Here is a 24,138-nt window from a genome sequence, read left to right on the forward strand (position 1 = left end):
GATATCATATAAAATAAAGATTTATCATGTAATTCATCAAAAAAAATGATACCTTTTCTGGAGGGATGATACTTGGATATAAAAGATTTAACTGTATTTTACGAAGTTGCGAAAGAAAAAAACATATCTCACGCAGCTAAAAATTTAAACTATGTACAGTCTGGCGTAACAATGCGTATGAAACAACTAGAAAACGAATTAGGTGTGCCTTTATTTTACCGAAACGGAAAAGGTGTAACTTTAACTTCTAACGGTGAGATTTTATTAACATACGCCAAACAAATTATCTACTTAATGGATCAATCTGTTAAAGCAGTTCAAAGTAATGGGATCGAACCAAGAGGCACTTTAAAAATTGGATGTACAGAATCTACAACCGCTGTAAGACTTCCATCTATATTAACGGCCTATTATGAGAAATACTCAAAAGTCGAATTGATTTTAGAATCAAATACGACGGAACAATTGATTAGGCTTGTACTAGAACGAAAACTGGACGGAGCGTTTATAGCTGGCTCTACTCAGCATGCTGAACTTCATACAAATATATTTCGTGAAGAAGAATTAGTTCTCATTAGCAAAAAGCCTTTATCTTCCTTTAAAGACATAGGAGACATGAATTTACTTGCATTTAGTCATGGGTGCTATTATAGAAATTTATTAGAAGATTGGCTTCAAGAAGAAGGAATTTCACCTAAGCGAGTATTAGAGTTTGGAACAATTGAAGCGATTCTCGCATGTGTAAAATCAGGTATGGGCATAGCAATTATGATGAAGTCTATTTTAAGTGGTCATAAACATGACATATCATTCAATCCTTTACCAAATAGCTTCAAAAAAGTTCCTACTACTTTTATTACTAGAAAAGATATATATCACTCTGCTGCATTACAAAAATTTATGGAGATGACTCACAATGCGTGAAAAGAAAATACGTGGTATGAACCGAAAAACAAACACTATGATAAAGCGAATTGAGGAACATACAAAAACGTTCCCTTCTACTTTCTATAACGATGAATATTGGAATATGCTATTGCCAGTTTCGCAAGCTTTTATTGACTCTCGTAAAACACCTAGAAAAGTAAAACGGTTATGTATTCAAACCTTATTAAATCAAGCAAATCATTTAATAAATATGAAACCGAGCGATACACATACATATCGAGTTGTTGTTTTGATTTCTATAAATAATTTGTGGGATTCGCAAATCATTATATTTAAAAATAAGGACTACTTTCATAATTTCTTTAATAGAGATAGTGAATTTCAAAAATGGATTCTTCTTTCAAATGAAATTGATTTTTGGGAGACATGGGAAATGTCAGTTTGTCATTCCTTCAAAACGCTTCACTTTCAAGAAATTATTTATGATGCAGATGAATGCTATAAAAAAGAGATTCTGTTTATCGGAGAGTTAGATTAAAAAGGGTATACCTAAAACACTGGTATACCCTGTTCCACTTATTTTTCCTTCAATACACTATGTAATCGATCCGGATAATTTGTAAACATTCCTGTAGCACCCCATTTGATTAACAGTCTCATATCTGGTTTCTCATTAATTGTATAAGGGTGAATTAACAGTCCATTTTTCCTAGCCATTTTCATATAGGACTCATCAATAATTAGTTCCCCGTTATCATTACGTAAGTTTGGTCCAATACCCGCTGCATACTTTTTAATTTCTTGAAAATCATCATTTGTTACACTTTTCGGTTCATGTGTAATGCCAGACCATTCAACAATTTCATTGTTTTCATTTGGATAATACCAAAGCAATTGAACTAACGGAATATTTTCATTCATACTATGAATCTTTTTCAAACTATCTTTACTAAATGATTGAATCATAACACGACTAGAAGACATGTTTTGGCCTACTAAATTATATTTTTGTAACAACGCCAACAATTTCTCTTCCATTCCTGGATACACATCTGGTGATTTTGTTTCAATATAATACTTCATACTTCTTCCATACTTTTGGAAGATTTCTTCAAGAGTTGGAACCTTTTGCCCAACATACTCTTGCTTAGCCTTTTCTGGATACGCTTTATTAAACCATGATCCAGCATCTAAACTCTTTATTTCGCTTAACGTTTTATCGCGTACTTCGCCTGTTCCATTTGTAGTGCGATCAACTGCTGTATCATGCATTGCAATTAATTGGCCATCCTTTGTTAATTGAATATCTAATTCTAAATAATCCGCTTTCATTTTTTTCACTAAATCATAAGAAGCAAAAGTATGCTCAGGTGCATGCCCACTTGCTCCGCGATGTGCAATATTTAAAAACTTATTCGTATTCCATTCATGCTTTCCTTCTGCTTTCGCATGAACAGCTCCCCCAGCAAACATACTTCCAGTCATAAAGAAAATAACTAAAACGCTAATAATCTTTCTCATTCTTCTAACCCTTCCTACGTTGCAAATTTCAACAAGCTAATGAGATTTACACGAAACAGAAGACACACTTTCATTATTTTTATAAACCTATATTAAAATTCCAATCTTACAAATGTTTTCTATATTATTAATATAGAAAACTAGTATTATCCTATTTAATTTCTATAACCCTCCTTTTCACATGTAACTCCCTATTTTGTACGGTTCATTCAATAAAAAAAGCCATAAATTATTTAGGCTACACTCCTGTGTCCCTAAATAAATTTATGGCTTTTCTCAAATATCTCCGGCCTCTATTAACTTGTCGAATTTAATCATATCAAACCTATTGAAATTTGTGAATATTTTTTTCAGTAGAGTGAAGCACATAAAACAATATTTCTGTAGTTACTTAAAAATCACATAATAAATTTCTCATTACCTCTTCCAATACTATATCTGGATTTACTACCGTTTTTTCCGAACGCCATCCGATAAAGCCATCTGGTCTAATTAATACAGCACCTCCATTCTCTATACCATATAATTTGCTAAAAATATCTTCTGGAACAACAAAGTCTCCACTTAAGCCAACACGATACCCTTTTATATTTATTCCTAATTTAGCTGAAACAGCATGTGCTGCCTCAGCCCAAGAACTATTTTCTACTCCTGTAAGTAATACAAAACTGTTACCGAATAAGTCTAATGTAGAAACTTTCTTCCCTTCATACGTTCCCCATAAATGTGGCGCTCGCGTTCCAGGTCTTCCGTTCAACTCTATGCTATCCATTCTATGCGGAGTGACTGAATCATCTATAATTGCCTCTGAACAATACTGATATCCAACTGTAACAGCTAAACCATCCATATTATTCAAACTGCCTTCCTCTCTATTCGCAGCACGAAACAGTAAACTACTTGCATAAGCTGTCGTTAATTTTGCAACAGAGTGTCTCTCCTCATGATATGTTTCTAACAGTTTTGGTTTTGCCTTCCCTTTTATAACAGCCGCTAATTTCCAAGCTAAGTTATGCGCATCTTGTATTCCTGTATTTGAACCAAATCCTCCTGTTGGCGGCATAATATGTGCTGAATCTCCAACTAAAAAGGTTCGATTCCCTTGAAATTTCACCGCTGTACTTTCGGCCGCTTCCCACGGTAAAACACTTAATATTTTTGATTCAACATTTGTACTTCCAATTGCTATTTGAATAATTTGTTTACAACGTTCTATAGTGAAGTCCTCTAGCCCCTCTCCTTTTAATGGATCGTAGGCTACATGATAAATCCATTTTTTTACGTTATCAACCGGGATAAGTGCACCAAGAACCTCCGGATGAAGTACCATCGAAAAACCGAATGCGTCTCCTTGTATAAACTCTCTTAAATCAGCTTCAAAATAAATATTCATATAATAGCCACCAATGGTTCCACGACCCTCAGTTTTAATCCCTAACTGCTCACGTATTTTACTTTTCGCTCCATCCGCTGCAATTACATAGTCACAATGTATGACACTTTCTTTTTCTGTTTCACGATTTCGAATCTTTGCTTTTACCCCGTTTTCACTTTGTTCAAATGAAACTAATTCATGATAAAAAGATAGTTGCCCGCCTAGCGTTTTTGCCTCTTGTAACATCATCTCTTCTAAAATAATTTGATAACATGCAGTTTGTTTTGATGGACTAATCTTTTCTATTTTTTGAAGTAACTCTTCATCGTTTCTGTATTGCGTCGCTCTCATTTGTTCCAAGTCTTCTTTATTCGCTTCAGCTATTGTATGAACCGCTATTCTTCCTCGGCAGTTCTCTAATGCTTTACCTGCCAATTTAATTCTTTGTTCCAAGCCTAATTCTCGAAATAACTCCATTGTACGTAAAGTAAGACCACCTGCTTTCGGATGAATGGCAGTAGACGGATGCCTTTCAATAAGTAAGTACTCAATGTTATGTTTTGCAAGAAATAACGCAGACGCTAACCCAGATAATCCCCCTCCAACAATTAAAACTGGTACATAATTCGATTTCATATATTTACCCTCCACATCATTGTTCTGAGCTCAGTGACATAAATATAATCAAAAAAACATTAAAATATAGACTTATATTTCATTTTGAATTATCATACAGATAGATTACGCCCCAAAATTCCTTTTACCTTTTCATACATCTATAATCCACCTGAATTGTGTCTGTATGAAAGTGTAAAACAAAAGAACTTACTTTACGTTGAACCATGTTCTATCGTAAAAATCAAAAATAATATAAACATTATAAGCGGTCGTAACCTTATGGATTATACAAGGTTACGACCGCTTATTTTATTGTTACATCATTTTTTATTTTTAAAACTTCATCTATTGTGTTATGTAATCCTTCCAATCCCTTTTCTATCTCCCTATAATTTTCAACAATAAAAAATTCATTCGTCTCGATTTTCTTTCTCAATATTGCACCTCATGCAACAATCATGTAGCATTACCGTATCGAAGTAACGGTTTATCATCTTAAACCTTTCGACTAATTACCTGGAGGCAAAGTGATTGAAATGAATAAACAAGAACAATTAAATATTATAAAAAAAGATTTTATTGATTCTCAAAAAGTATTATTGGCAATTGGTGATGAAACACGTCAAGCTATTTTATTAGTGCTAATGGAAACAGAATGTCAAACAGGATTACGTGTAGGAGAAATCACGAAGCAAACACACCTTTCCCGTCCAGCAGTATCACATCACCTTAAGATTTTACGAGAAGCTGGCATTATTTTAATGAGAAAAGAAGGTACAAAGAATTTTTATTATATTGATATACGTACAAAATTAGGTTTATTAAAAAATCTTGTATTAGATATTGAGAAGCTATTGCAAAACTTTTATTAAAACTTGGAGGTATAAGATATGAAAGCAATGATAATTGATAGATATGGAAAAGTCCCAATGCGTATGGCAGAGGTACCTACTCCTGAAATTAATGAGTATGAAGTGCTCGCAGAAATTCATGCAGCTAGTATTAACCCAATTGATTTTAAAATACGTGATGGAAAAGTTAAAATGTTACTGAAATATGAAATGCCTCTAATCCTTGGGAATGACTTTTCCGGTGTCATCACGAAGGTTGGATCAAAAGTGACTCGTTTTAAAGTCGGTGATGAAATATATGCTCGTCCAAGAAAAAATAAGATTGGTACTTTCGCGGAGTATATAGCCATTCATGAAGATGATATTGCTTTAAAACCAAAAAATCTAAGTTTTGAGGAAGCGGCTTCGATTCCACTCGTTGGCTTAACTTCCTATCAAGCTTTACATGACATCATGCAATTACAAAAAGGACAAAAGATTTTAATTCACGCTGGATCCGGTGGTGTTGGTACTTTCGCTATTCAGTTAGCAAAAATAATGGGTACTACTGTTACAACGACTGCTAGTGAAGCTGGTGCAAATTTAGTAACGTCTCTTGGCGCAGATGAAATTATTAATTACAAAACAGAAAAATTTGAAGATATACTAAAAAATTATGATGCGGTATTTGATACAATCGGCGGTGCAACACTTGAAAAATCATTCAATATTATAAAAAGCGGAGGAAACATTGTTTCCGTTTCAGGTATGCCGAATGCTCGCTTCGGTAAAGAATTTGGTTCAGGATTCTTTAAAACTCTCTTGTTTTCATTAGCCAGCAAAAAACTTACTGTACTTGAAAAAAAGCATAATGCTCAATATTCATTTTTATTTATGAAGCCAAGCGGGGATCAATTACGTACTATTGCAAACTATATTGAAGCCGGAAAAATTAAACCGGTAATCGATCGAGTTTTCCCTTTTGAAGATGCGCAAAAAGCAATGGAATATTCAGAGTCTGGAAGAGCAAAAGGAAAAATAATTGTAAAAATTAAATAATAATAAAACCTCCATTTTCTTAAAATGGAGGTTTTAAATTTGCTGTTAAATAGACATAGTGCAATGAAGTCCTTACAATAGATTGCAAGGGGAAATATTATATTATACTTTTAGTTAACTTTACAAAGAATACATACGTACAAATACATAACTTAAAATACAAAAAGGAGGAGATACAATGACTAAAAATAATGAAACAGGTTGGAATTTAGATAATAGTTATACGACTTTACCACAATCATTTTATACAGAAATCCCCCCTACTCCCGTAAGTTCACCGGAGTTAGTTAAACTAAACCATTCATTAGCGATATCTCTTGGCTTGACCCCTGAAGAACTGAAAAAGGAAGCTGAAATTGCTATTTTCGCTGGTAATGCACTCCCAGAAGGAGCTCATCCATTAGCTCAAGCATATGCTGGTCATCAATTCGGACATTTTAATATGTTAGGCGACGGTCGTGCTCTTTTAATTGGCGAACAAATTACTCCTTCAGGTGAGCGTTTCGATATTCAACTGAAAGGTTCTGGCCCTACTCCCTATTCACGCCGAGGAGATGGCCGTGCTGCACTCGGTCCGATGCTACGTGAATATATTATTAGCGAAGCAATGTATGCACTCGATATTCCAACTACCCGCAGTTTAGCAGTTGTCACAACCGGTGAACCAACCTATCGTGAAACAAAGTTACCTGGAGCAATTTTAACTAGAGTAGCTAGTAGCCATATTCGCGTCGGTACATTTCAATATGCTGCAGCTCGTGGTTCAATAGAGGACCTGAAATCACTAGCTGACTATACGATAAAAAGGCATTACCCAGAAATTGAATCTCATGAAAACCGATATACTGCATTACTACAAGAAGTCATTAAAAGACAAGCCAGTCTTATCGCAAAATGGCAACTTGTTGGATTTATTCACGGCGTAATGAACACTGACAATATAACGATCAGTGGCGAAACAATTGATTACGGTCCTTGTGCATTTATGGACAATTACGACCAAGGAACTGTATTTAGCTCTATTGACACACAAGGTCGTTATGCATATGGAAATCAACCATATATGGCCGCATGGGATCTAGCACGACTAGCTGAATCTTTAATACCAATTCTGCACGAAGATGAAGAAGAAGCATTAAAAATCGCTCAAGACGAAATTTCGAAATTTAGCGTACAGTATGAAAAACAGTGGTTCCTTGGAATGAAAAAGAAATTAGGACTATTTAGCAACGAAGAACAAGATCACTCACTTATTGAGCAACTTTTAAAAATGATGGAGAAATATAAAGCGGATTACACAAATACATTCCGTTCATTAACTCTTGATGCTATCGAAAATACAGCTCTATTTGAAAGTCCTGAATTTAAAGAATGGTACAAACTGTGGCAATCTCGATTAGACAGACAAGAACAATCGAAAGAAAACGCCTACGAGATGATGAAAAATAATAACCCATCAATCATCCCGAGGAACCACCGTGTAGAAGAAGCATTAGAAGCAGCTGTTACAAATGACGACTATAGCGTAATGGAGAAACTTCTTGAAGCTTTATCAAACCCTTATGCGTATTCTACAGATCAAGAAGAATACTGCGCTCCGCCTGCACCGACGAATCGCCCTTATCGTACTTTTTGTGGCACTTGATTAAAAATTTGTTTTTATTTTAACCCAAAAATTTATTAAGTTAACTATTAATCACAAACTTAAAAGTTGCTTTCAATATTGAAAGCAACACATTTAGTATCCAACCTTAAACAAGTCACAAATTATAATTTGTGACTTGTTTAATTACCCACGTTCAATAGAAGATTTGTTTTGCAGGCATCGTTGTATCTTCAGAGACAGCATATGGATTTTCATTAGGTTTTATAATTATAAACGTTCCACCATATCCACTTTGAGCTAAATTATTACAAAGACCTTCTACCATAAACCCCCATAACTCCAGCTGCTATTCCTATTATAGATAATCCAAGTTTTTTCTTTATTTCAATGCTTCTTTTTCAAGTATTCTCTTTTTTATTTCATAACTCATAAAAAAATACTTTTCTGCTTTTTCTATATTACCTACTTTATGAAACTCTAATGCCAGACTTTCAGTATATTCGTGAATATACTCCGATAAATTTTTTCTTTCAAAGTAAGAAAAACCTTCGAGAATAATTTTTTCTATTTTTTCTACCTCTAAATGCTGACAAAATCCCTTTAGAATTAAAAAGTGATATCTATATTCATCATTTTTTAATTCCTCACAAACCTTCAATCCACTTTCAATTAATTCCTTCGCTTTTTCTATTTCACCTAATTTATAATATTCTCTTGCCTCTAAAAAGATTGCCTTATAATGAGTAGGCATTTTTTTAGAAACCTCAGATAAGTGTCTAATTGCTAAAACTGAAAGATTTTGACTCGCATACAATAAACCTAAATTATGTCTGATTCTTAATACTAACATTTCAGCATCATTTTTTTGTAAAATGTTTATTGCTGACGCAATATATTCCTCACCTTTATCATGCTGCTTTAATTCCGAAAAAGATAATCCTAATATATTTTCGCACAGCGCTATGTTCACTTCATACCCTGCTTGTTTAACAAAGATATCTCTTGCTTTTGAAGCGTATTCAATAGCTGAATATGCGTAATGCAAGTGGTATTTTAATATAGCAACTCTATAATTAAACTCTGCATATTCAATTTCATCTGAAATATGCTCTAATAACCCTTCAGCTTTTTCAAAATAGTTGCTAGCTTTACTATAATTAGTAAGAATTGTATAATGAATGGCTTTGAATAAATAATAATAATAATTAGAATATTCATCATTTGGTTTAGGCAATGCATCTATTTTATCAAAAGCTTTTTTCAAATTACCTAAACCATCTATTAACACTTTATATCGAAATTCTAACAGATAATAGTGAAATGCAACCTTTACATCTGATTCGATAATATAAAGCTTTTTATCGATCTCCCCTTTTAATTTTTTTGCTTCACTTATACGTTGAGCTCTAATATCTCGATACCAATCATTCAGCATCTTAGTAATTAATTCATTGCCAGTGATTTGTATATTCATCAAATCCACTCTCCTTCTTTTAATTATCATAAAAATAACATAATTCGATTATTTATATCTATCTATATATATATTTCTCAACAATTGAACGAAATTCATTCACTGAATTTCGTTCAATATTTTAATAAATCCGCTGTAAATATGAATACTTTTTCTTATAACCTCTGAATATGAGTATCCTTAAAACCCGTCTCATATTTCAATCCATATCCAAACATTCGATCCATTCCAATATGTGCTGTCCATATTAAGCCAATCATTATAACGGTATCTATCTTAAAATAGACACCTAGTAGAACAATTAATATGGATATGATATATGTGTGACATACATTATATATTTTCACACCAACGTGATTATTAATCCCATATGCTAACATTGATAGATCCGGCGCTAAAAGGAATACAAAAAATATAATCCAACTAAACTCATATATCGAATACATATAAATCGTGGCTAAAAATACAACCATTCCTTCAAAATGTACAATACGTTTTTGCATTATTTATCATTCCTATTTTTCTATATTTATTGATACATTTTCATCGCTGAAAGTGTTCTTTGCATTTTTTGACCAGATGGTTGCTAATATTGGCCCTGCAATGTTATGCCATACTGCTGCTAATACACTTGGGAGTGCAGCAGCCGGTCCAAAATGCAAAATACATTCCAGCTACATTACTTATCGCTTCTAGTACTTTCATCCACTCAGCCCCTATCTTTTAATTGAAACACCTTATTCGGATTCAAAATATTTTGCGGATCAAGAGCTTTCTTTATTTTCTCCATTACAAATAATGCTGCCCTATGCTCTTCTTCTTGATACTTTCGTTTTCCGATTCCAACGCCATGTTCTCCTGTACACGTTCCTCCTCGTTTAAGAGCATACTGAACGATACTTTCATTTATTTCGTCTGCCTTCTTCACTTCCTCTTTATCATTTGTATCAATCATTAAGAGTACATGGAAATTCCCATCCCCAACATGACCGAGAATACCGCCAATAAGCCCTACTTTATCTAATACCTCTTTCGCATGTTGAATCGCTCCAGCTAATTCCGAAATTGGCACACATACGTCTGTACTCATTAGCTTTTTACCAGGATAACTATGCACGTAAGAGTACGCTAAGTTATGTCTTGCATCCCACAGTTTATTTCTCGCTGCTGTTTCCATCTCAAATGCAATTTCTATACATTTATGATCAAGAACGATTTCTTTCGTAAATTCAATATCTTGCTTTAACCCTGCTTCATTGCCGTGAAACTCTAAAAACAGTGTCGGTTCTTCTCTGTAACTTGTTTCATTGTAATGATTTACTTGTTTCATAGATAATTCATCAACGAGTTCAATTCTCGCGATTGGAATACCTGCCTGTAATATGTTAATTACAGCTTCTACTGCATCATTTATAGTTGGAAACGATGCCCTCGCAGCCATAACATGTTCTGGTATACCGTATACTTTTAAAGTTAACTCCGTGAAACATCCAAGTGTTCCTTCTGAGCCTACGAAAATACCATTTAAATGATAACCTGATGATGACTTCGCCGCTAAATTCCCGGTATGTATTACTTCTCCATCAGCAAGAACGACTTCTAAATCTCGGACTTGATCACGCATTACCCCATACTTTACCGCTGTCGTTCCGCTCGCATTTGTAGCAGCCATTCCTCCTAACGTTGCATCAGCTCCTGGGTCTACACTAAAAAATAATCCATACTTTTTCAATTCTTTATTAAGCTGAGAGCGCGTCACCCCTGGCTGTACTCTCACAAGAAAATCCTTTTCTCTTATTTCAAGTATTTTGTTCATAAGAGAAAAGTCCATTGTGATTCCTTTTTCGTAAGGAATTACATGTCCCTCTAAACTGGACCCTACTCCAAATGGAACGACAGCTGTTCCGTGCTGACTCGCTATTTTCATTATCGCGCTAACTTCTTCGGTCGTTTTTGGAAAAACAACTACATCAGGTAAACTACTAACATGGTAAGATTCATCTTTACTATGTAACTCTCGTACTGTCATATTTATTACTACTCGATCTTCAGGAAGTATGCCTTTTAATTCATTTACTACATGTTCAATTGTTATTTCCATAATCAACTCTCCTTTTTAAATTTAAAACAAGTATACCATCTTTATACAAAATAATTAGAAAAATGAGATTTTTAAATCTAAACATACAAAAAAGAACCTGCAGCACACGCTACAAGTTCTTTTCCACTACATTTTAAACGATTTCTTTATTAACAACATAAACCAAATTAAAGTAACTGCCATCAACGAATGAGAAAATCCTACAATATAAGTTAACCCTTTAAAGTCAGCTCCATTTAACTGAAGAAGCCCTCTCGCTGCTAGCGAACCTAACATTAATGTTAATGCAATGTTATGTAAAACAAACCACTTATTAAACCCTTGCACTTCATGAAACGCGAATACTTTTGCTAATCCTAAAGCAATTAAAAAGAAGAAAAAGCCAAGTACAAGTGTATGTGTATGCAAAAGATTTAACAAAGTAGATCCTAAAATCCCTTTATACTTACCATACTCCCTAGCGAAAATCCCTGATAATAAACCGATAATCAAATACGTAAACGATGCATTATATAATTTCTTCATTATGTACCTCCTTGAGTAGAATGTGTAGTGTGTCATATTTAGTAATAATGATAGTTATATAGTAAAAACTCCTAGTCACCTAGGAGTCATTGTATAAGCATCTCACTCTTTACAATCAATCCTAATTATAAAATATCTCTCTATACAAAACAAACGAACTTTATGTGAACAAACAAAGCTCCATTAAAATATGTTGCACTTTTGTTTTACACAATCCATACTAATTGTTATAACTTTTTAAAGGTGGTGTAATAATTGATAGTTCTTGAAACCGAACGTCTTAACCTTCGTTGGTTTGATATAAAAGACGCTCCTTTTATTCTTGAGTTAGTAAACGATCCTGCATGGATTCAGTTTATCGGTGACAAAGGAGTTAGAAACTTAGAAGATGCAAAAAGTTATATTGTAAACGGTCCCATCGATATGTATAACAAACTCGGATTTGGCCTTTACTTAGTAGAACGAAAAGAAGATCTCACTCCACTTGGTATGTGTGGCCTTATTAAAAGAGATTCATTAGAAGACGTTGATATCGGATTTGCCTTTTTAGAGACATTTCGTTCACAAGGATACGGCTACGAGTCAGCTTCTGCGATAATCGAATACGGTGTACAAAAGCTCAGCATGAAACGAATTGTAGCAATTACTTCTATAGATAACATCGCCTCAGGAAAGCTTTTAGAAAAAGTAGGATTACGATTTGAGAAAATCATTTCAGATTCAGGAGAAGATTTAAAATTATTTGGGTATAACGCATAGTAAAGAAGGTCGCCGTGAATGGTGACCTTCTTTACTATTTTACTGATCTCGTCATAATACTTTTAGTTCCATTATAGTTTTGCAGTAATTCTTGTGATTACTACTATGCCTTTCATATCACATTTTTTGGAAATTCATAGAAATAAAACTTTCACATTTAAATAAATTATATTAATATATCAAATAAAGGAAGTGAGAATAAATGGAACAACCGCTATTTTTATTAGTTCTTCAATTCATTGCATTCATATTAATCATTTGTATCGTATATGGAATGTTGTACAATACCGTATTAAATTTAAATATGCCTAAATGGACTGCACATATAGTAGCTACGGTCTTTTCCCTTGGTATTACCTATCAAGCTTTTAGAAATTTTATTTGAAAAACTTTTGTAGCAATTACTTCTATTGTTGATGCAGTAAAGCTTTTAGAAAAAGCAGGATTGCAATTCGAGAGGGTTATTTCAAGATCAGAAAACGTAACCATTTTTTATAAAGTCTTTCCAGCGCAAAATAGTGAAGAAGTTAGTTCCGCTGAAAGTGTGTTTGCATAAAAAGAAATGAATTTAATTGATGCTACAAAAATTTTATTTTAATTCTGGTTCTATTGTTTGGAATCGTTCTAGGGTACCATTTGTGTGGACTTTAAAAATTTTCATTTGCGCACCAAAATGTTGCGTTAAGTAAAATGTATCACCAGTTATTAAATTTCCAATCTTCCAATCAGGTTGATATGTACTTTCCATGGAACTTTCTAAATCCCCAATCATTATTAAATTGATATATAATGAAGATGAACTACTCAACATTTTCGTTAAAGATAGTCTATCAACCTCTAACTACCTAATGAACTCAAGTAAACACATCTTCAGTCATTTTAAGAGGTACAAAAGGCACCCTTTCGGGTGATTTTTGTATAAAAATTCTATTTTTTTATATTCGATACCAACCACGAACCTTTTTAAAATAATAGTATCATTATGTCTCCTTTTTAGAGATTATTTTTAATTACCTTGAATTTTTTGCACCAGAACCGGAAAATCCCTGACTACTCGAAATATCAACTATCAGGTGCTAATATTCAATAACGCGTACTGAAAATGATTAAACATTTTTATAAACCAGTGGAACATTTAAGAAATCAATTTTTCTCTTATCGAAATTTAATTAGCTTACAGTAATACAGTGGTCATATATTTTTAAGAATAACGGAAGAATATATAGAAATTGCTACAGAAATGTGAAGTTTAATTAATTTAGGAGGAACAAACTTGTTTAATCAGCTTGTAAAAGTTATACCGAATTTATTTACGATTGGAAATTTATTGTGCGGTGTTTTCTCAATCACCTTGAATATGAGTGAATATTTAGGAGCAGCCTCCATTCTCATTTTCTTTTCAGCTGTTTTAGATTTTCTTGATGGAAGAATTGCAAGAAAATTAAAAGTGAACAGTGAGTTTGGCGTAGAATTGGATTCCTTAGCTGATATTGTTAGTTTCGGCGTCGCTCCTGCGCTTTTATTTCATACGATAGCAACACCTTCTATTTTAACTTCTTTGGCATTTATCCTATTCCCAACAATGGGTGCTTTAAGATTAGCTAAATTTAGTATTAAACCAACTATTGGATATTTTAAGGGATTACCTATTCCAGCTGCAGGATTATCATTGGCTGGTATGGCATTGTTTTCATATAGTAATGCATGGATTACTTTAATCCTCGCCCTCTTAATGGTAAGTCCCATTAGGTTTAAAAAATTTTAATGAAGGTCACGCCCAACGCCATTAAGGAGCATTTTAAATGGATTTAACGCGTCAATAAGTATAAAAAAGCGGGACAATAATATTAAATTAGGTGCCCTTCGAAAAATTAAAACCTTGTATTTATGGCTATTGGGTTAATCCATCGATATGTTATTCTGAAACGTCAGTCCACTTTTAACAGGAGCTCCCTTTATCAAGAGAGCTCCTGTTCTTATTTCTTCTTCTTTTCTGTCGGTTGGCTTTGTTTAGCAAAATTAGATGAATCATCAAAATTTGGTTGCTTTTTACCAGCATTATTACTTCTACCTTTTCCCATATGTAATGCACCTCCCCTCCCCCTTACTATTCCCAATAAAAAAATTCTCTTGCATCCAAGAGAATTTTAAATTGGGTTCTTATTGATAATACCTAAGTACTTCCAACACTGCCATTCCATAAAAGATGGATCCAATGTTAAATTATTTAATGCTAAAACAAATATTACATTTTCATATTTAACTGGATAATCAATTAATAATCCTAATGTATTTCCTGAATCTGCGACAATTATGATTCCCTTTTCTAACACGTCATCTATAACTTCTTTTAATTATTCTTACCTAGCATATAATATTTTCCTACACATTGAGATTGCATGTTGTATAAGGAAGCCCTTCTTCTTTCCATGCAAGAAATCCTCCCTTTAAATTCACTACTTCCTTTATACCAGCTCTTTGTAAAATACTAGCTGCTATAGCGGAACGTAATCCGGTTCGACATTGCAAAACTATTGGAAAATCTTTCGGTATATAATCTAGTTGTTCAAATAGATTACCTAAAGTGATATGTATTGCATCATGAAGGTGTCCTTCCTCCCACTCTTTTTTACTACGCACATCGATAACCTTAACGCTTCCACCTTTTATATGCGGATATAATTCAATCGATGTTTTTTCTTTGTAACTTTCAAATCTATCAAGTCTTTGTATTACTTTTAAGGGTGCAAAAGCAATAATATTATCTAACCCAATAGATTCAAATTCTCTAATAACTGCCTCTACTTTAACCTTTTCCTCATCTAGAATTATTAAAGTTTCTTTTTTATAATCTAATAACCATCCACACCAAGTTGTGAAAGAATTGTTATAAGGTATGTTAATTGACTTCTCGATATGACCTGCAGCAAAACTCTCTACATCCCTTATATCAACTATTTGATAAACGCTCTTCAAAATTTCTTGAAGTTCTTCTACTGTATTAATAGCAGTACTTTTTCTCTTCTTACGAATTGGCGGACCATACTTATTTAAATTCTTCATTAATGAAAAATACTTTGGAGGCTCTGGCTGTCCCGTCAATAAAGTCGATATAAAATCACTTTCTTCATTACACCGAAATGCCCAATTGAACATCTTTTCATAACCTAATGTAGAAGTTGGAATTGCTCCTAATGCTTTTCCACATGCGCTTCCCGCACCATGTGATGGCCATATTTGCAAATAATCAGGAAGTATTTTTATTTTTTGTATAGAATCAAATAATTGTTTCGCTCCTATTTTTGCAGTATCTTTAATACCGACTGCAGTTTCTAATAAATCCGGTCTTCCTATATCTCCTACAAATATAAAATCACCTGTGAATATTCCTATCGGTTTATCATTCGTATAATTATTTTGACTTGTATCAGTTACTAAAAAAGAAATACTTTCAGGCGTATGCCCTGGGGTGTGAATTACATTAAATTTTATATGACCTACTTTAAACTCTGTGCCCTCTCTAACCAATTTGTATCGACCTTCGTTAAGATATTGATATTTCCAATCACAATCTCCTTCATCAGATACATATAAATTTACATGGTAAAGATTAGAAAGTTCTCTAGACCCAGAAAGAAAATCAGCATGAATATGAGTCTCAGCCGCAGCAATTACTTCCATCCCCTCTTTCTTAGCAAATTCTATATATTGTTCTATATAGCGACTAGGATCAATAACGATTGCTACGCCTTCTTTCTGACAACCGACTAAATAGGAAGCATGTGCTAATTTTTCATCATAAAAATATTTTAAAAGCATAGCTATTCCCTCCAATTAGTTATTTCAAATTAATTTTCAATTTTTGTAACCACTTTTTATCTTCTCCTATAGAATCCCTTTCAACATTAAATTCCAATACATATATGGCAACATATATCTTTTAAGTAAAAACATACTATACCGTTCTTTCGCTTGATTAAATGGAAACGTTTCTTGAGGCTCATGTTCATAGTTAAATTCAGCAAGTATAAGACTTTTATATCCTGTAACAATCGGACATGATGTATATCCATCATATTTAGCCTGTAAATCTCTTCCGCTAAGTACGTCCATAATATTTTGTTTTAAGACGGGTATTTGTTTTCGAATTGCTGCTCCAGTTTTAGAGGTAGGTAAATTGGTACAATCTCCAAGTCCAAAAATATTTTTATATTGCACATGCTGCAAAGTATAAGGGCTTATATCTACCCACCCCTGATGATCACTTATCTCACTCTCTTTAATAAAATTAGGTGGCCCCATTGGCGGAACAACATGTATCATACTATATGGTACGGTTTCTCTTTTTAGTGTTTGCGTATCTTCAAAAATTGCCTCTCTCTTTTCGGCGATAATTTCCACTAGATTTTTATTATAATTCGTTATAATTTGCTTTCTTTCTAGTACTTGTTCTAAAGTATTTGCATATCGTGGAACCTGAAATATGTTATTGTTTGCAGAATAAAATATTACTTTACTTCTGTTTCTTACACCACTATTACAAAAATACTCCTCTGCTAAGTACATAATTTTTTGTGGAGCACCACCGCATTTAATAGGAGTATTAGGGTGGGTAAAAAGCGCATTTCCTCCTTTAAATTTTTCGATTTCTCTCCAAGTAGAATCAACATATGTATAAGAATAATTGCTACATACCCCATTAGTGCCAATAGACTCTTTTAAGCCTTTAATACTGTCCCAATTTATTTGGATACCAGCTGCTACAATAAGAATTTCATACTCAAGTAGCAGTCCGTCATCTAAAAGTATCTTATTTTCAGATGGAAATAACTCAACAACACTTTTAGGGATCCACGTTGCCCCTTTTGGAATAAGCGATTCCTGATTACGCATCGTACTTTCCTTTGAAACAATTCCTCCCCCCACTAAACTCCATAGTGGCTGAAAGTAATGTTTTTTTGATGGATCAATAATTGCTATACTTTCTTTCAATAGGGGTACATTTCGTAATAAATGTGCAGTAGAAGATAGTCCTGCTGTCCCAGCACCAATTACAATAATTTTATAACTATCTCTGGTCTTCATTATCCTCTTCCTATCTAAAATTGATTTTTAAATTAACTAATTAGTAGCCATTTTTTCATCGTAGTAACATGATTATAAGTTAAAAACATCATAGTTTTATCTGATTTAAATGAAAATTTTGTTAATTTTACCATCAACATTACTATATGCGTAAATCCCCTATGTTACTTCCATATTTTAGTTTTAATATTAAAACTAAATATTATTATATAAAATAAAAATAATGCATTAAAATACTTTTCATGAATCCGGATAAGTAATGTTTAAAAAACAACATCTAACATCTTAGATGTTAAAATAAACAAATTCACATACTTCACAAATATGAAAAGTATTAAATATCGCTTAAGTTTCGTTACCTTTTTCTGTATATATTGATAAAAAATTGTGAAATTTTATCGCATTATGCAAGACATTTAATATTAAATATATTACTTTTACTATGAACTAAATGGTTTATAGGGCTTTTCTAAATAAACAAGGTGCTAAATTAATTCTTAAGAAGCCATTATCATTGCATTTATCTAAAAATTTCAAAAAATACACGCAGATGGATATCATCTTAAATACATATATAATTACCTTTAATTTTTTGACACGATTTCACATAATTCTTAAACTGATTTTTTTGCGTGCATTATGAAAAAAAATGCACCGTGTCAGTCTTTAAAAGATTATATATCATAACTTTAAGAGAGGCAGGAAAACTATGAAGATGAAAAGAAAAATCTACTGGTTAAATGCTAGCCAATAGATTTTTCTTTTTTATCTAAGGATTCTTTTAAAAGAACAACAATTTTACTACAGTAATCAAGAACAGGTTTCTAAATTAAGTTACTGGAGAATATATAACTCTGGCGCAATATCCCTACCAGCTTTCATTCCAATAATAACTCCATGATATAACGTCAAAGATGAAATCCCTCAACTTAGGTATTTGACTTTTTAAATTTATACAAATGTCTTAGCTCTATGTACTGTGATATATAGGTCCACATCAATATGTTATTGCATCATATACTGAACAGATAATTTAAATTACTTTTATAAAGGATGATGAGCATGAACCTAGAAGATATACAAAAATCCTATGGCGTAATTGTAAGTTTAGGAGGATTGTGTCAAGTCACCAACCAAATCAAAAGACACAATTTAAGAACATTTTCTGGACCTTTAGATTGGTTTTATTATCCATCACTTTCAGATGTAAACAGATTACTTCAAAATCGATTTAAAAAATTCATGAAGTTGGAAAATATGGTTATAGAAGGTTCAGAAAGTTACGGTCTTATTGAATCAGAATTTGATAATCAAATTAAATGGGCAGAACGAATTACCTACTGTATAAAGGACACTTATTATAATTGTTTTTCAATGCATGATTTTCCTATTAATTCCGAAAAGGATTTGAAATCAACCTATCCTTCTTTTAAAGCTAAATTAGACACTAGAATTAATCGATTCCTTGAAAAAATAAATAGTAGTGAATCCATTTTATTCATTAGAATTTGGGGAAATCGAGATGAAGCGGTTGAATTACAAAACGTATTATCTAAAATTACAAATAAGGATTTTAATATTCTTATTGTTAATTTCAAGGAGGGTATATCTAATATTGTTGAACAAAATTGGGGAATATCGAGGGTTTGTTCAATTGAACTCCCACGTTATCAGGATAGATGGGAAGGTGATGATTCCGATTGGGATGTTATTTTAAACAAAATAACATTAACTTAATAATTTTCTTCTTACTTTTAACATGATTTGGCCCGTAAAATCAAATAGGTGTAGAAAAATAAAATTCCTGTCTAATTGATACACACTTAATTAACAAAACGTTCATATAATAATTCGTAAGTCCTTCTTTATTGAATAAATAGTTCTTTACAAAATTAGTTCCATCACTAGAGCACCTTTATGCGGTGCTCTTTTTTGAATTTATAAAATGTAAAAATAGTTGTTCCATTTTCCTTTAAATGGCTAATTCCCTTTGTTATTCTTCTATTGATTTCTGTATAATCATTTATGCGATCAGCATATTCTGCTTATGTAGTGCATTCACGACTACTTACTTCCATACTTTATCTTATATTTTGTCTTCTTGGATATTTCATTATAAGCTTCTTCAATTCCCTGGATTTCCTTCCCCTTCTTTTATCTTAAGAACAAGCAATTTCTTTCATTAATATTAAATAAACTAAAGCATAGATTTTAAAAGAACCTAATTTACATATAATTAATGATAAACTACAGTGTGTATTCTCCACGTTTAATCAGCATCTGAATTATAAATCTAACATATTTTTTTTAGTTGATTGTCATTATGGTACAACCGTGTATACATTTACCAAACAAACTACATAGTTTAAATTAGTAAAATATATAGAGAGGAAGGAAATAAATCTATGAAAGTCATAATTTTGTGTGGCGGAAAAGGGCTTCGGATGCAAGGAATTTTAGAGGACATTCCCAAACCATTAGTTCGAGTTCAAGGAAAGCCTCTCCTCTTGCATATAATGAATTGGTATAGAAAATATGGACATTCTGATTTCATTTTACCCTTAGGATATAAAGGTGAGAAAATTAAGGAATATTTTATGGACTTTAGCTGGAAAGAGAATGACTTTAGTTTGAATTTTAAAACCAGTCAATATACGCTACTTCAGAAATTAGAAAATTGGAATATACACTTTATAGATACAGGAATTGATACAATGACCGGGGCAAGACTAAAAAAACTTGAATCCTTTGTACAGGGTGAAACCTTTTTATTAACTTATGGTGACGGATTAGCCAATATAGATATTGATCAACTAATAGCATTCCATAAAGAAAAAGGAAAAATTGCTACATTAACTGGAATTAAAAAAAATAGTCAATACGGCCTATTGGCGGTCGAAGATGGAATTGCTATTGATTTTAAAGAAAAACCATTACTTGATGAAGTAATTAATGGCGGTTTTTTTGTATTTAACAAAGAAATATTCAATTATTTAAGTAATAATGATGATTGTGTTCTAGAAGAAGATCCTCTTCGAAATTTAATAAAAGACAATGAGCTCGCCGTCTATGAACACAATGACTTTTGGGCTAGTGTCGATACACCTAAAGATTTAAAAACTGTAAATGAAAGTTGGAATCCAAATAAATTTTAGTGGAGAGGACTGAATAAGCATTGAACTCTAATGATAAAAAAATAAGTTTACCTCGATTGTACATCCCCTCTAATGAGAAAATAGTTAACCCACTTTCAACAGGAATTAAAGCTTCAAATCTCTCCAAAAAAAATACTCAAAAAAGAATTAATCCCCAATTCTATAATCAACAACATGATCTAAATAATCATTTCTGCGTCATTGTAGGTAGTGAGTATGTCTTGAAAATTATTGCTTTACAGCAATCATTAATGCAGTACTCAGAAAAATTCACATTGTGGATTTGTTGTATAGATCCTTTTGCATATTCACTATTAAAAGAAATGAGTTTAATTAATGTAAACCTTTTACAAGTTGAAGAATTAGAAGATCGTGAACTAAAAGCAATTAAGAGAAAAAGAAAAGTAAATGAATATTGTTGGACTTTAAAATCTGTCTTGATAGAATATTTATTGGTCAATTATGATTTACCATCTATTCTATATTGTGATGGTGATTTATGCTTTTTCTCTGACCCTAATATTATTTTTGAGGAATGGGGTGACCATTCTATCTTCCTAACCCCCCAAAGAGATCGTGATTGGGTAGAAAAAATGTACGGAAAATATCAGGCTGGTCTAATTGGATTTAAGAATGATCTCTATGGACTAAAAAGTGTAAGATGGTGGAAAAATAAATGTATAGATTGGTGCAGTGCCGAGGCTGAAGAGGGGAAATTTGGAGACCAAAAGTATTTAGATTATATCCCTATATATTTTCCAAAAGTAAAAATTTCAAATAACTTAGGTATAAATGCTGCGCCTTGGAACTGTATATATAATAACGATTATAAAATTGACAAGACTAAAAATGATATATTTATTGAAAACGACAAACTAGTTGTTTACCATTTTGCATGTATTACTATCTTTACTGAAAATGATTTTGATCTTTGGTCTTTGGGAGAAATTTCAATACCCAATAATATATTAAACCATATTTACACTCCGTATTTAGAGAGAATTCAATTTGTTTTAAAGCAATTAAAGGATAAATTCAATAAAGATACTAAACAATTTTTAAGTAAAAAAGATATAAATAAAGCTCAAACTTTATATAAAGATTCACAATTAAGAAGAAAAATGAATCAATCCAATCATTTTATGAACTTTTCCATGATTATAAGTAAAGAACGATTAATTCAAGGATTGACCTCTTATTATTCCTTAGAAAATTTCAACGCTAAATTTACTGTATGGATCTGTTGTATGGATGATCTAACTTATCAAATATTAGAGAAATTAAAATTAAAGCACGCCATACTAATTCCGGTAAAAGAAATTGAAAATCATGAACTCCTCAGTATAAAAAATGATAGAAGTTTACAAGAGTATTGTTGGACATTAAAAGCGCCCCTATGTCTACATGTCCTTAGTCTTTATCCGGAAGTTGATCACATTATATATTGTGATGCTGATATGTATTTCTTTACAGCACCTAATATCATTCTTGATGAGTGGTGGAAATACTCTGTATTCCTTTGCCCTCAAAGAAGCTCTACTGAAATTGAAAGCATACACGGTATATACCAAGCTGGTTTAGTAGGCTTCAAAAACGATCAAAATAGTAAAGAAATTTTAACATGGTGGAAAGATAAATGCCTAGAATATTGTAATAATCATTATGATGTTGAAATGGATAGATGGGGTGATCAAAAATATTTAAATCACATTCCTAACATCTTTTCTAATATAAAAATCATGACTCATAGAGGTATTGATGCAGCACCTTGGAATGTCATTTTAAATAGCAGTTCTATATCCAAAACAGATAATAAAGTTTTTATTGATCAAGATGAATTAATAGCTTTTCATTTTGGAAGTATGCAAATTATTAATCCAAATGAGTTCGATTTATGGAAACACGAAACTTTAGAATTACCTCCAGCAGTTTTAGATTATATATACATTCCTTATATTGAACAATTGAATAAGACATGTCATACCCTTCATAATACTTTTCAAAAACCTTCCTCCTCTTTATTTGCTGATCAAATTGATACAACAACAATAAAAAATTATTTTAAATACCCCTCCCCTCATCACAATTAAGACTGATACTTTCCTTATTTAAAAATAAATCTATTTATTTCAGCAACTAAAAATACATCTTAATAAAGGATAGATTATCACTATGATTGCTTCATTTAAAAATAAAACTTTCCTTATTACTGGTGGATACGGTTTTATTGGTTCTCACTTGGCACGAAGACTTTTAAATTTACAAGCAAAAATTGTTCTTTTCATAAGAACACCATCAAACTCTTGGAGACTAAAGGATATTCTAAAATATATTGAAACCTATGAAATAGATATACGAGATAAAAAACAAGTACAAGATGCAATAAAGAAAATTAATCCCGATTATATCTTTCACCTGGCAGCCTATGGTGTAAATTCTGCCCATACAGATTACATCCATGCTATAGAAACAAATGTTATAGGGACTTGTAACATTATTCAAGCAGCAAAATTGGTGAATTGTAAAAAAATCATCAATTTTGGGAGTAGTTCTGAATACGGTAACAAGATGGAACCTATTCATGAAAATATGTTACTAACTCCTGTGGATATCTATGGAAGTACCAAAGCTGCTGCTACTATACTCGCCCATCAAATTGCTAGCGAAAACAATATTAATCTTATAACATTAAGACCTTTTGGCATATTCGGAGAAGGCGAAGAGCCGCATAAAATTTTTAGCTATATAATCTTGCGAGTATTACAAAACAAAGATGTAAATTTAACTTTATGTAATCAATTAAGAGATTATTGTTATATAGAAAATGTAATAGATGCCTGTATCCTAGCAGTAGAAAATACTACTGTACAAAATGAAATTTTTAATATTGGGAGCGGCACTATTCACCCCTTGAAACATTATGTAGAATTATTATTCAAACATTTGAAAACCAATTCCAGACCAAATTACGGTGCAATTTCCTCTAGAACAAATGAAAGATGGGTTCCTGAAGCGGATGTGCAAAAAATAAAAAACTCTCTTTCCTGGGAACCTAGAATTAATATTGAAGAAGGAATTATAAAAACTGTTAATTGGTATAAAAATAATAAACATTTATACCTAACCCCCTAAAAATAGGGTA

General features: G+C 32.2%; 23 protein-coding genes and 1 pseudogene. 12 read left to right on the forward strand and 12 right to left on the reverse strand.

Going from position 1 to position 24,138, the window contains the following annotated elements; all coding sequences use genetic code 11:
- The first annotated feature begins 72 nt into the window (after positions 1 to 72).
- Together GBN91_RS12545 and GBN91_RS12550 are read left to right on the forward strand one after the other, a co-directional pair.
- Positions 73 to 924, forward strand: coding sequence for a LysR family transcriptional regulator (locus GBN91_RS12545; RefSeq protein ID WP_000351691.1), 852 nt, complete (start codon positions 73 to 75; stop codon positions 922 to 924).
- On the forward strand, positions 917 to 1,426 hold the full coding sequence (locus GBN91_RS12550) for a DUF3916 domain-containing protein (protein WP_152121576.1): 510 nt from the start codon (positions 917 to 919) through the stop codon (positions 1,424 to 1,426). Before GBN91_RS12545 ends, GBN91_RS12550 begins: the two co-directional genes overlap by 8 nt.
- A 38-nt stretch (positions 1,427 to 1,464) precedes the next feature.
- Here the strand turns inward: GBN91_RS12550 and GBN91_RS12555 are convergent, their stop codons facing one another.
- The 3 genes from GBN91_RS12555 to GBN91_RS29450 all read right to left on the reverse strand — a co-directional run bounded on the left by GBN91_RS12555 (position 1,465) and on the right by GBN91_RS29450 (position 4,838).
- Complete coding sequence (locus tag GBN91_RS12555; protein WP_046392928.1) at positions 1,465 to 2,409, reverse strand: glycerophosphodiester phosphodiesterase; 945 nt, start codon at positions 2,407 to 2,409, stop codon at positions 1,465 to 1,467.
- Between the two features lie 391 nt (positions 2,410 to 2,800).
- Positions 2,801 to 4,420 carry an FAD-dependent oxidoreductase gene (locus GBN91_RS12560; protein WP_098905915.1) on the reverse strand — a complete coding sequence of 540 codons (1,620 nt, stop codon included), beginning with the start codon at positions 4,418 to 4,420 and terminating at the stop codon, positions 2,801 to 2,803.
- A 286-nt stretch (positions 4,421 to 4,706) separates the two neighbouring features.
- Positions 4,707 to 4,838 (reverse strand): hypothetical protein, encoded by a 132-nt coding sequence (locus tag GBN91_RS29450; RefSeq protein ID WP_001227548.1) that lies wholly within the window; start codon positions 4,836 to 4,838, stop codon positions 4,707 to 4,709.
- Positions 4,839 to 4,929: 91 nt separating this feature from the next.
- Here GBN91_RS29450 and GBN91_RS12565 point away from each other — a divergent pair, with 91 nt between their 5' ends.
- The 3 genes from GBN91_RS12565 (at position 4,930) to GBN91_RS12575 (ending at position 7,936) form a co-directional block, all read left to right on the forward strand.
- The gene (locus tag GBN91_RS12565; RefSeq protein WP_000571870.1) at positions 4,930 to 5,274 is read left to right on the forward strand and encodes an ArsR/SmtB family transcription factor; all 345 of its coding nucleotides are present in this window, start codon (positions 4,930 to 4,932) and stop codon (positions 5,272 to 5,274) included.
- 18 nt (positions 5,275 to 5,292) lie between these two features.
- The gene (locus GBN91_RS12570) at positions 5,293 to 6,291 is read left to right on the forward strand and encodes an NADP-dependent oxidoreductase (RefSeq protein WP_152121577.1); all 999 of its coding nucleotides are present in this window, start codon (positions 5,293 to 5,295) and stop codon (positions 6,289 to 6,291) included.
- Positions 6,292 to 6,469: 178 nt separating this feature from the next.
- Positions 6,470 to 7,936, forward strand: coding sequence for a protein adenylyltransferase SelO (locus GBN91_RS12575; protein WP_088346236.1), 1,467 nt, complete (start codon positions 6,470 to 6,472; stop codon positions 7,934 to 7,936).
- A gap of 154 nt (positions 7,937 to 8,090) precedes the next feature.
- Here GBN91_RS12575 and GBN91_RS29455 read toward each other — a convergent pair whose 3' ends face one another.
- From GBN91_RS29455 to GBN91_RS12600, 6 genes and pseudogenes are all read right to left on the reverse strand, one after another.
- Positions 8,091 to 8,222, reverse strand: coding sequence for a hypothetical protein (locus tag GBN91_RS29455; RefSeq protein ID WP_264299189.1), 132 nt, complete (start codon positions 8,220 to 8,222; stop codon positions 8,091 to 8,093).
- Between the two features lie 54 nt (positions 8,223 to 8,276).
- Complete coding sequence (locus tag GBN91_RS12580) at positions 8,277 to 9,371, reverse strand: response regulator aspartate phosphatase (RefSeq protein ID WP_152121578.1); 1,095 nt, start codon at positions 9,369 to 9,371, stop codon at positions 8,277 to 8,279.
- A 155-nt stretch (positions 9,372 to 9,526) separates the two neighbouring features.
- The gene (locus tag GBN91_RS12585; RefSeq protein WP_001172068.1) at positions 9,527 to 9,874 is read right to left on the reverse strand and encodes a DUF4260 domain-containing protein; all 348 of its coding nucleotides are present in this window, start codon (positions 9,872 to 9,874) and stop codon (positions 9,527 to 9,529) included.
- A 12-nt stretch (positions 9,875 to 9,886) separates the two neighbouring features.
- Positions 9,887 to 10,030, reverse strand: a pseudogene (locus tag GBN91_RS12590) (bile acid:sodium symporter family protein); the annotation flags it as partial.
- Positions 10,031 to 10,080: 50 nt separating this feature from the next.
- The gene (locus tag GBN91_RS12595; RefSeq protein WP_152121579.1) at positions 10,081 to 11,472 is read right to left on the reverse strand and encodes an FAD-binding oxidoreductase; all 1,392 of its coding nucleotides are present in this window, start codon (positions 11,470 to 11,472) and stop codon (positions 10,081 to 10,083) included.
- A gap of 126 nt (positions 11,473 to 11,598) precedes the next feature.
- Positions 11,599 to 11,997, reverse strand: a complete 399-nt coding sequence (locus GBN91_RS12600) for a DUF2871 family protein (RefSeq protein WP_000737896.1) — start codon at positions 11,995 to 11,997, stop codon at positions 11,599 to 11,601.
- Positions 11,998 to 12,252: 255 nt separating this feature from the next.
- Between GBN91_RS12600 and GBN91_RS12605 the strand changes: the two genes are divergently transcribed.
- Complete coding sequence (locus GBN91_RS12605; RefSeq protein WP_000636205.1) at positions 12,253 to 12,756, forward strand: GNAT family N-acetyltransferase; 504 nt, start codon at positions 12,253 to 12,255, stop codon at positions 12,754 to 12,756.
- 202 nt (positions 12,757 to 12,958) lie between these two features.
- Positions 12,959 to 13,141, forward strand: coding sequence for a hypothetical protein (locus GBN91_RS12610; RefSeq protein WP_006922728.1), 183 nt, complete (start codon positions 12,959 to 12,961; stop codon positions 13,139 to 13,141).
- A gap of 204 nt (positions 13,142 to 13,345) precedes the next feature.
- Here the strand turns inward: GBN91_RS12610 and GBN91_RS12615 are convergent, their stop codons facing one another.
- The gene (locus tag GBN91_RS12615) at positions 13,346 to 13,528 is read right to left on the reverse strand and encodes a DUF5065 family protein (RefSeq protein ID WP_002000399.1); all 183 of its coding nucleotides are present in this window, start codon (positions 13,526 to 13,528) and stop codon (positions 13,346 to 13,348) included.
- Positions 13,529 to 14,029: 501 nt separating this feature from the next.
- Between GBN91_RS12615 and pssA the strand changes: the two genes are divergently transcribed.
- The gene (gene pssA / locus GBN91_RS12620) at positions 14,030 to 14,521 is read left to right on the forward strand and encodes a CDP-diacylglycerol--serine O-phosphatidyltransferase (protein ID WP_000483080.1); all 492 of its coding nucleotides are present in this window, start codon (positions 14,030 to 14,032) and stop codon (positions 14,519 to 14,521) included.
- A 617-nt stretch (positions 14,522 to 15,138) separates the two neighbouring features.
- Here pssA and GBN91_RS12630 read toward each other — a convergent pair.
- Both GBN91_RS12630 and GBN91_RS12635 read right to left on the reverse strand, forming a co-directional pair.
- Positions 15,139 to 16,575, reverse strand: a complete 1,437-nt coding sequence (locus tag GBN91_RS12630; protein ID WP_000925326.1) for an MBL fold metallo-hydrolase — start codon at positions 16,573 to 16,575, stop codon at positions 15,139 to 15,141.
- Between the two features lie 66 nt (positions 16,576 to 16,641).
- Complete coding sequence (locus tag GBN91_RS12635) at positions 16,642 to 17,841, reverse strand: FAD/NAD(P)-binding oxidoreductase (RefSeq protein ID WP_000857313.1); 1,200 nt, start codon at positions 17,839 to 17,841, stop codon at positions 16,642 to 16,644.
- Positions 17,842 to 18,903: 1,062 nt separating this feature from the next.
- Between GBN91_RS12635 and GBN91_RS12640 the strand changes: the two genes are divergently transcribed.
- From GBN91_RS12640 to GBN91_RS12655, 4 genes are all read left to right on the forward strand, one after another.
- Positions 18,904 to 19,578, forward strand: a complete 675-nt coding sequence (locus tag GBN91_RS12640; RefSeq protein ID WP_001047153.1) for a papain-like cysteine peptidase — start codon at positions 18,904 to 18,906, stop codon at positions 19,576 to 19,578.
- Between the two features lie 668 nt (positions 19,579 to 20,246).
- Positions 20,247 to 20,996, forward strand: a complete 750-nt coding sequence (locus GBN91_RS12645) for a sugar phosphate nucleotidyltransferase (protein ID WP_000864434.1) — start codon at positions 20,247 to 20,249, stop codon at positions 20,994 to 20,996.
- A 20-nt stretch (positions 20,997 to 21,016) separates the two neighbouring features.
- The gene (locus GBN91_RS12650) at positions 21,017 to 23,086 is read left to right on the forward strand and encodes a glycosyl transferase (protein ID WP_001087527.1); all 2,070 of its coding nucleotides are present in this window, start codon (positions 21,017 to 21,019) and stop codon (positions 23,084 to 23,086) included.
- Positions 23,087 to 23,168: 82 nt separating this feature from the next.
- Positions 23,169 to 24,128, forward strand: a complete 960-nt coding sequence (locus tag GBN91_RS12655; RefSeq protein WP_000561952.1) for an NAD-dependent epimerase/dehydratase family protein — start codon at positions 23,169 to 23,171, stop codon at positions 24,126 to 24,128.
- Positions 24,129 to 24,138 lie beyond the last annotated feature (10 nt).

It is taken from the genome of Bacillus sp. B1-WWTP-T-0.5-Post-4 (assembly GCF_009183795.1).
Taxonomy (GTDB): Bacteria; Bacillota; Bacilli; order Bacillales; family Bacillaceae_G; genus Bacillus_A; species Bacillus_A cereus.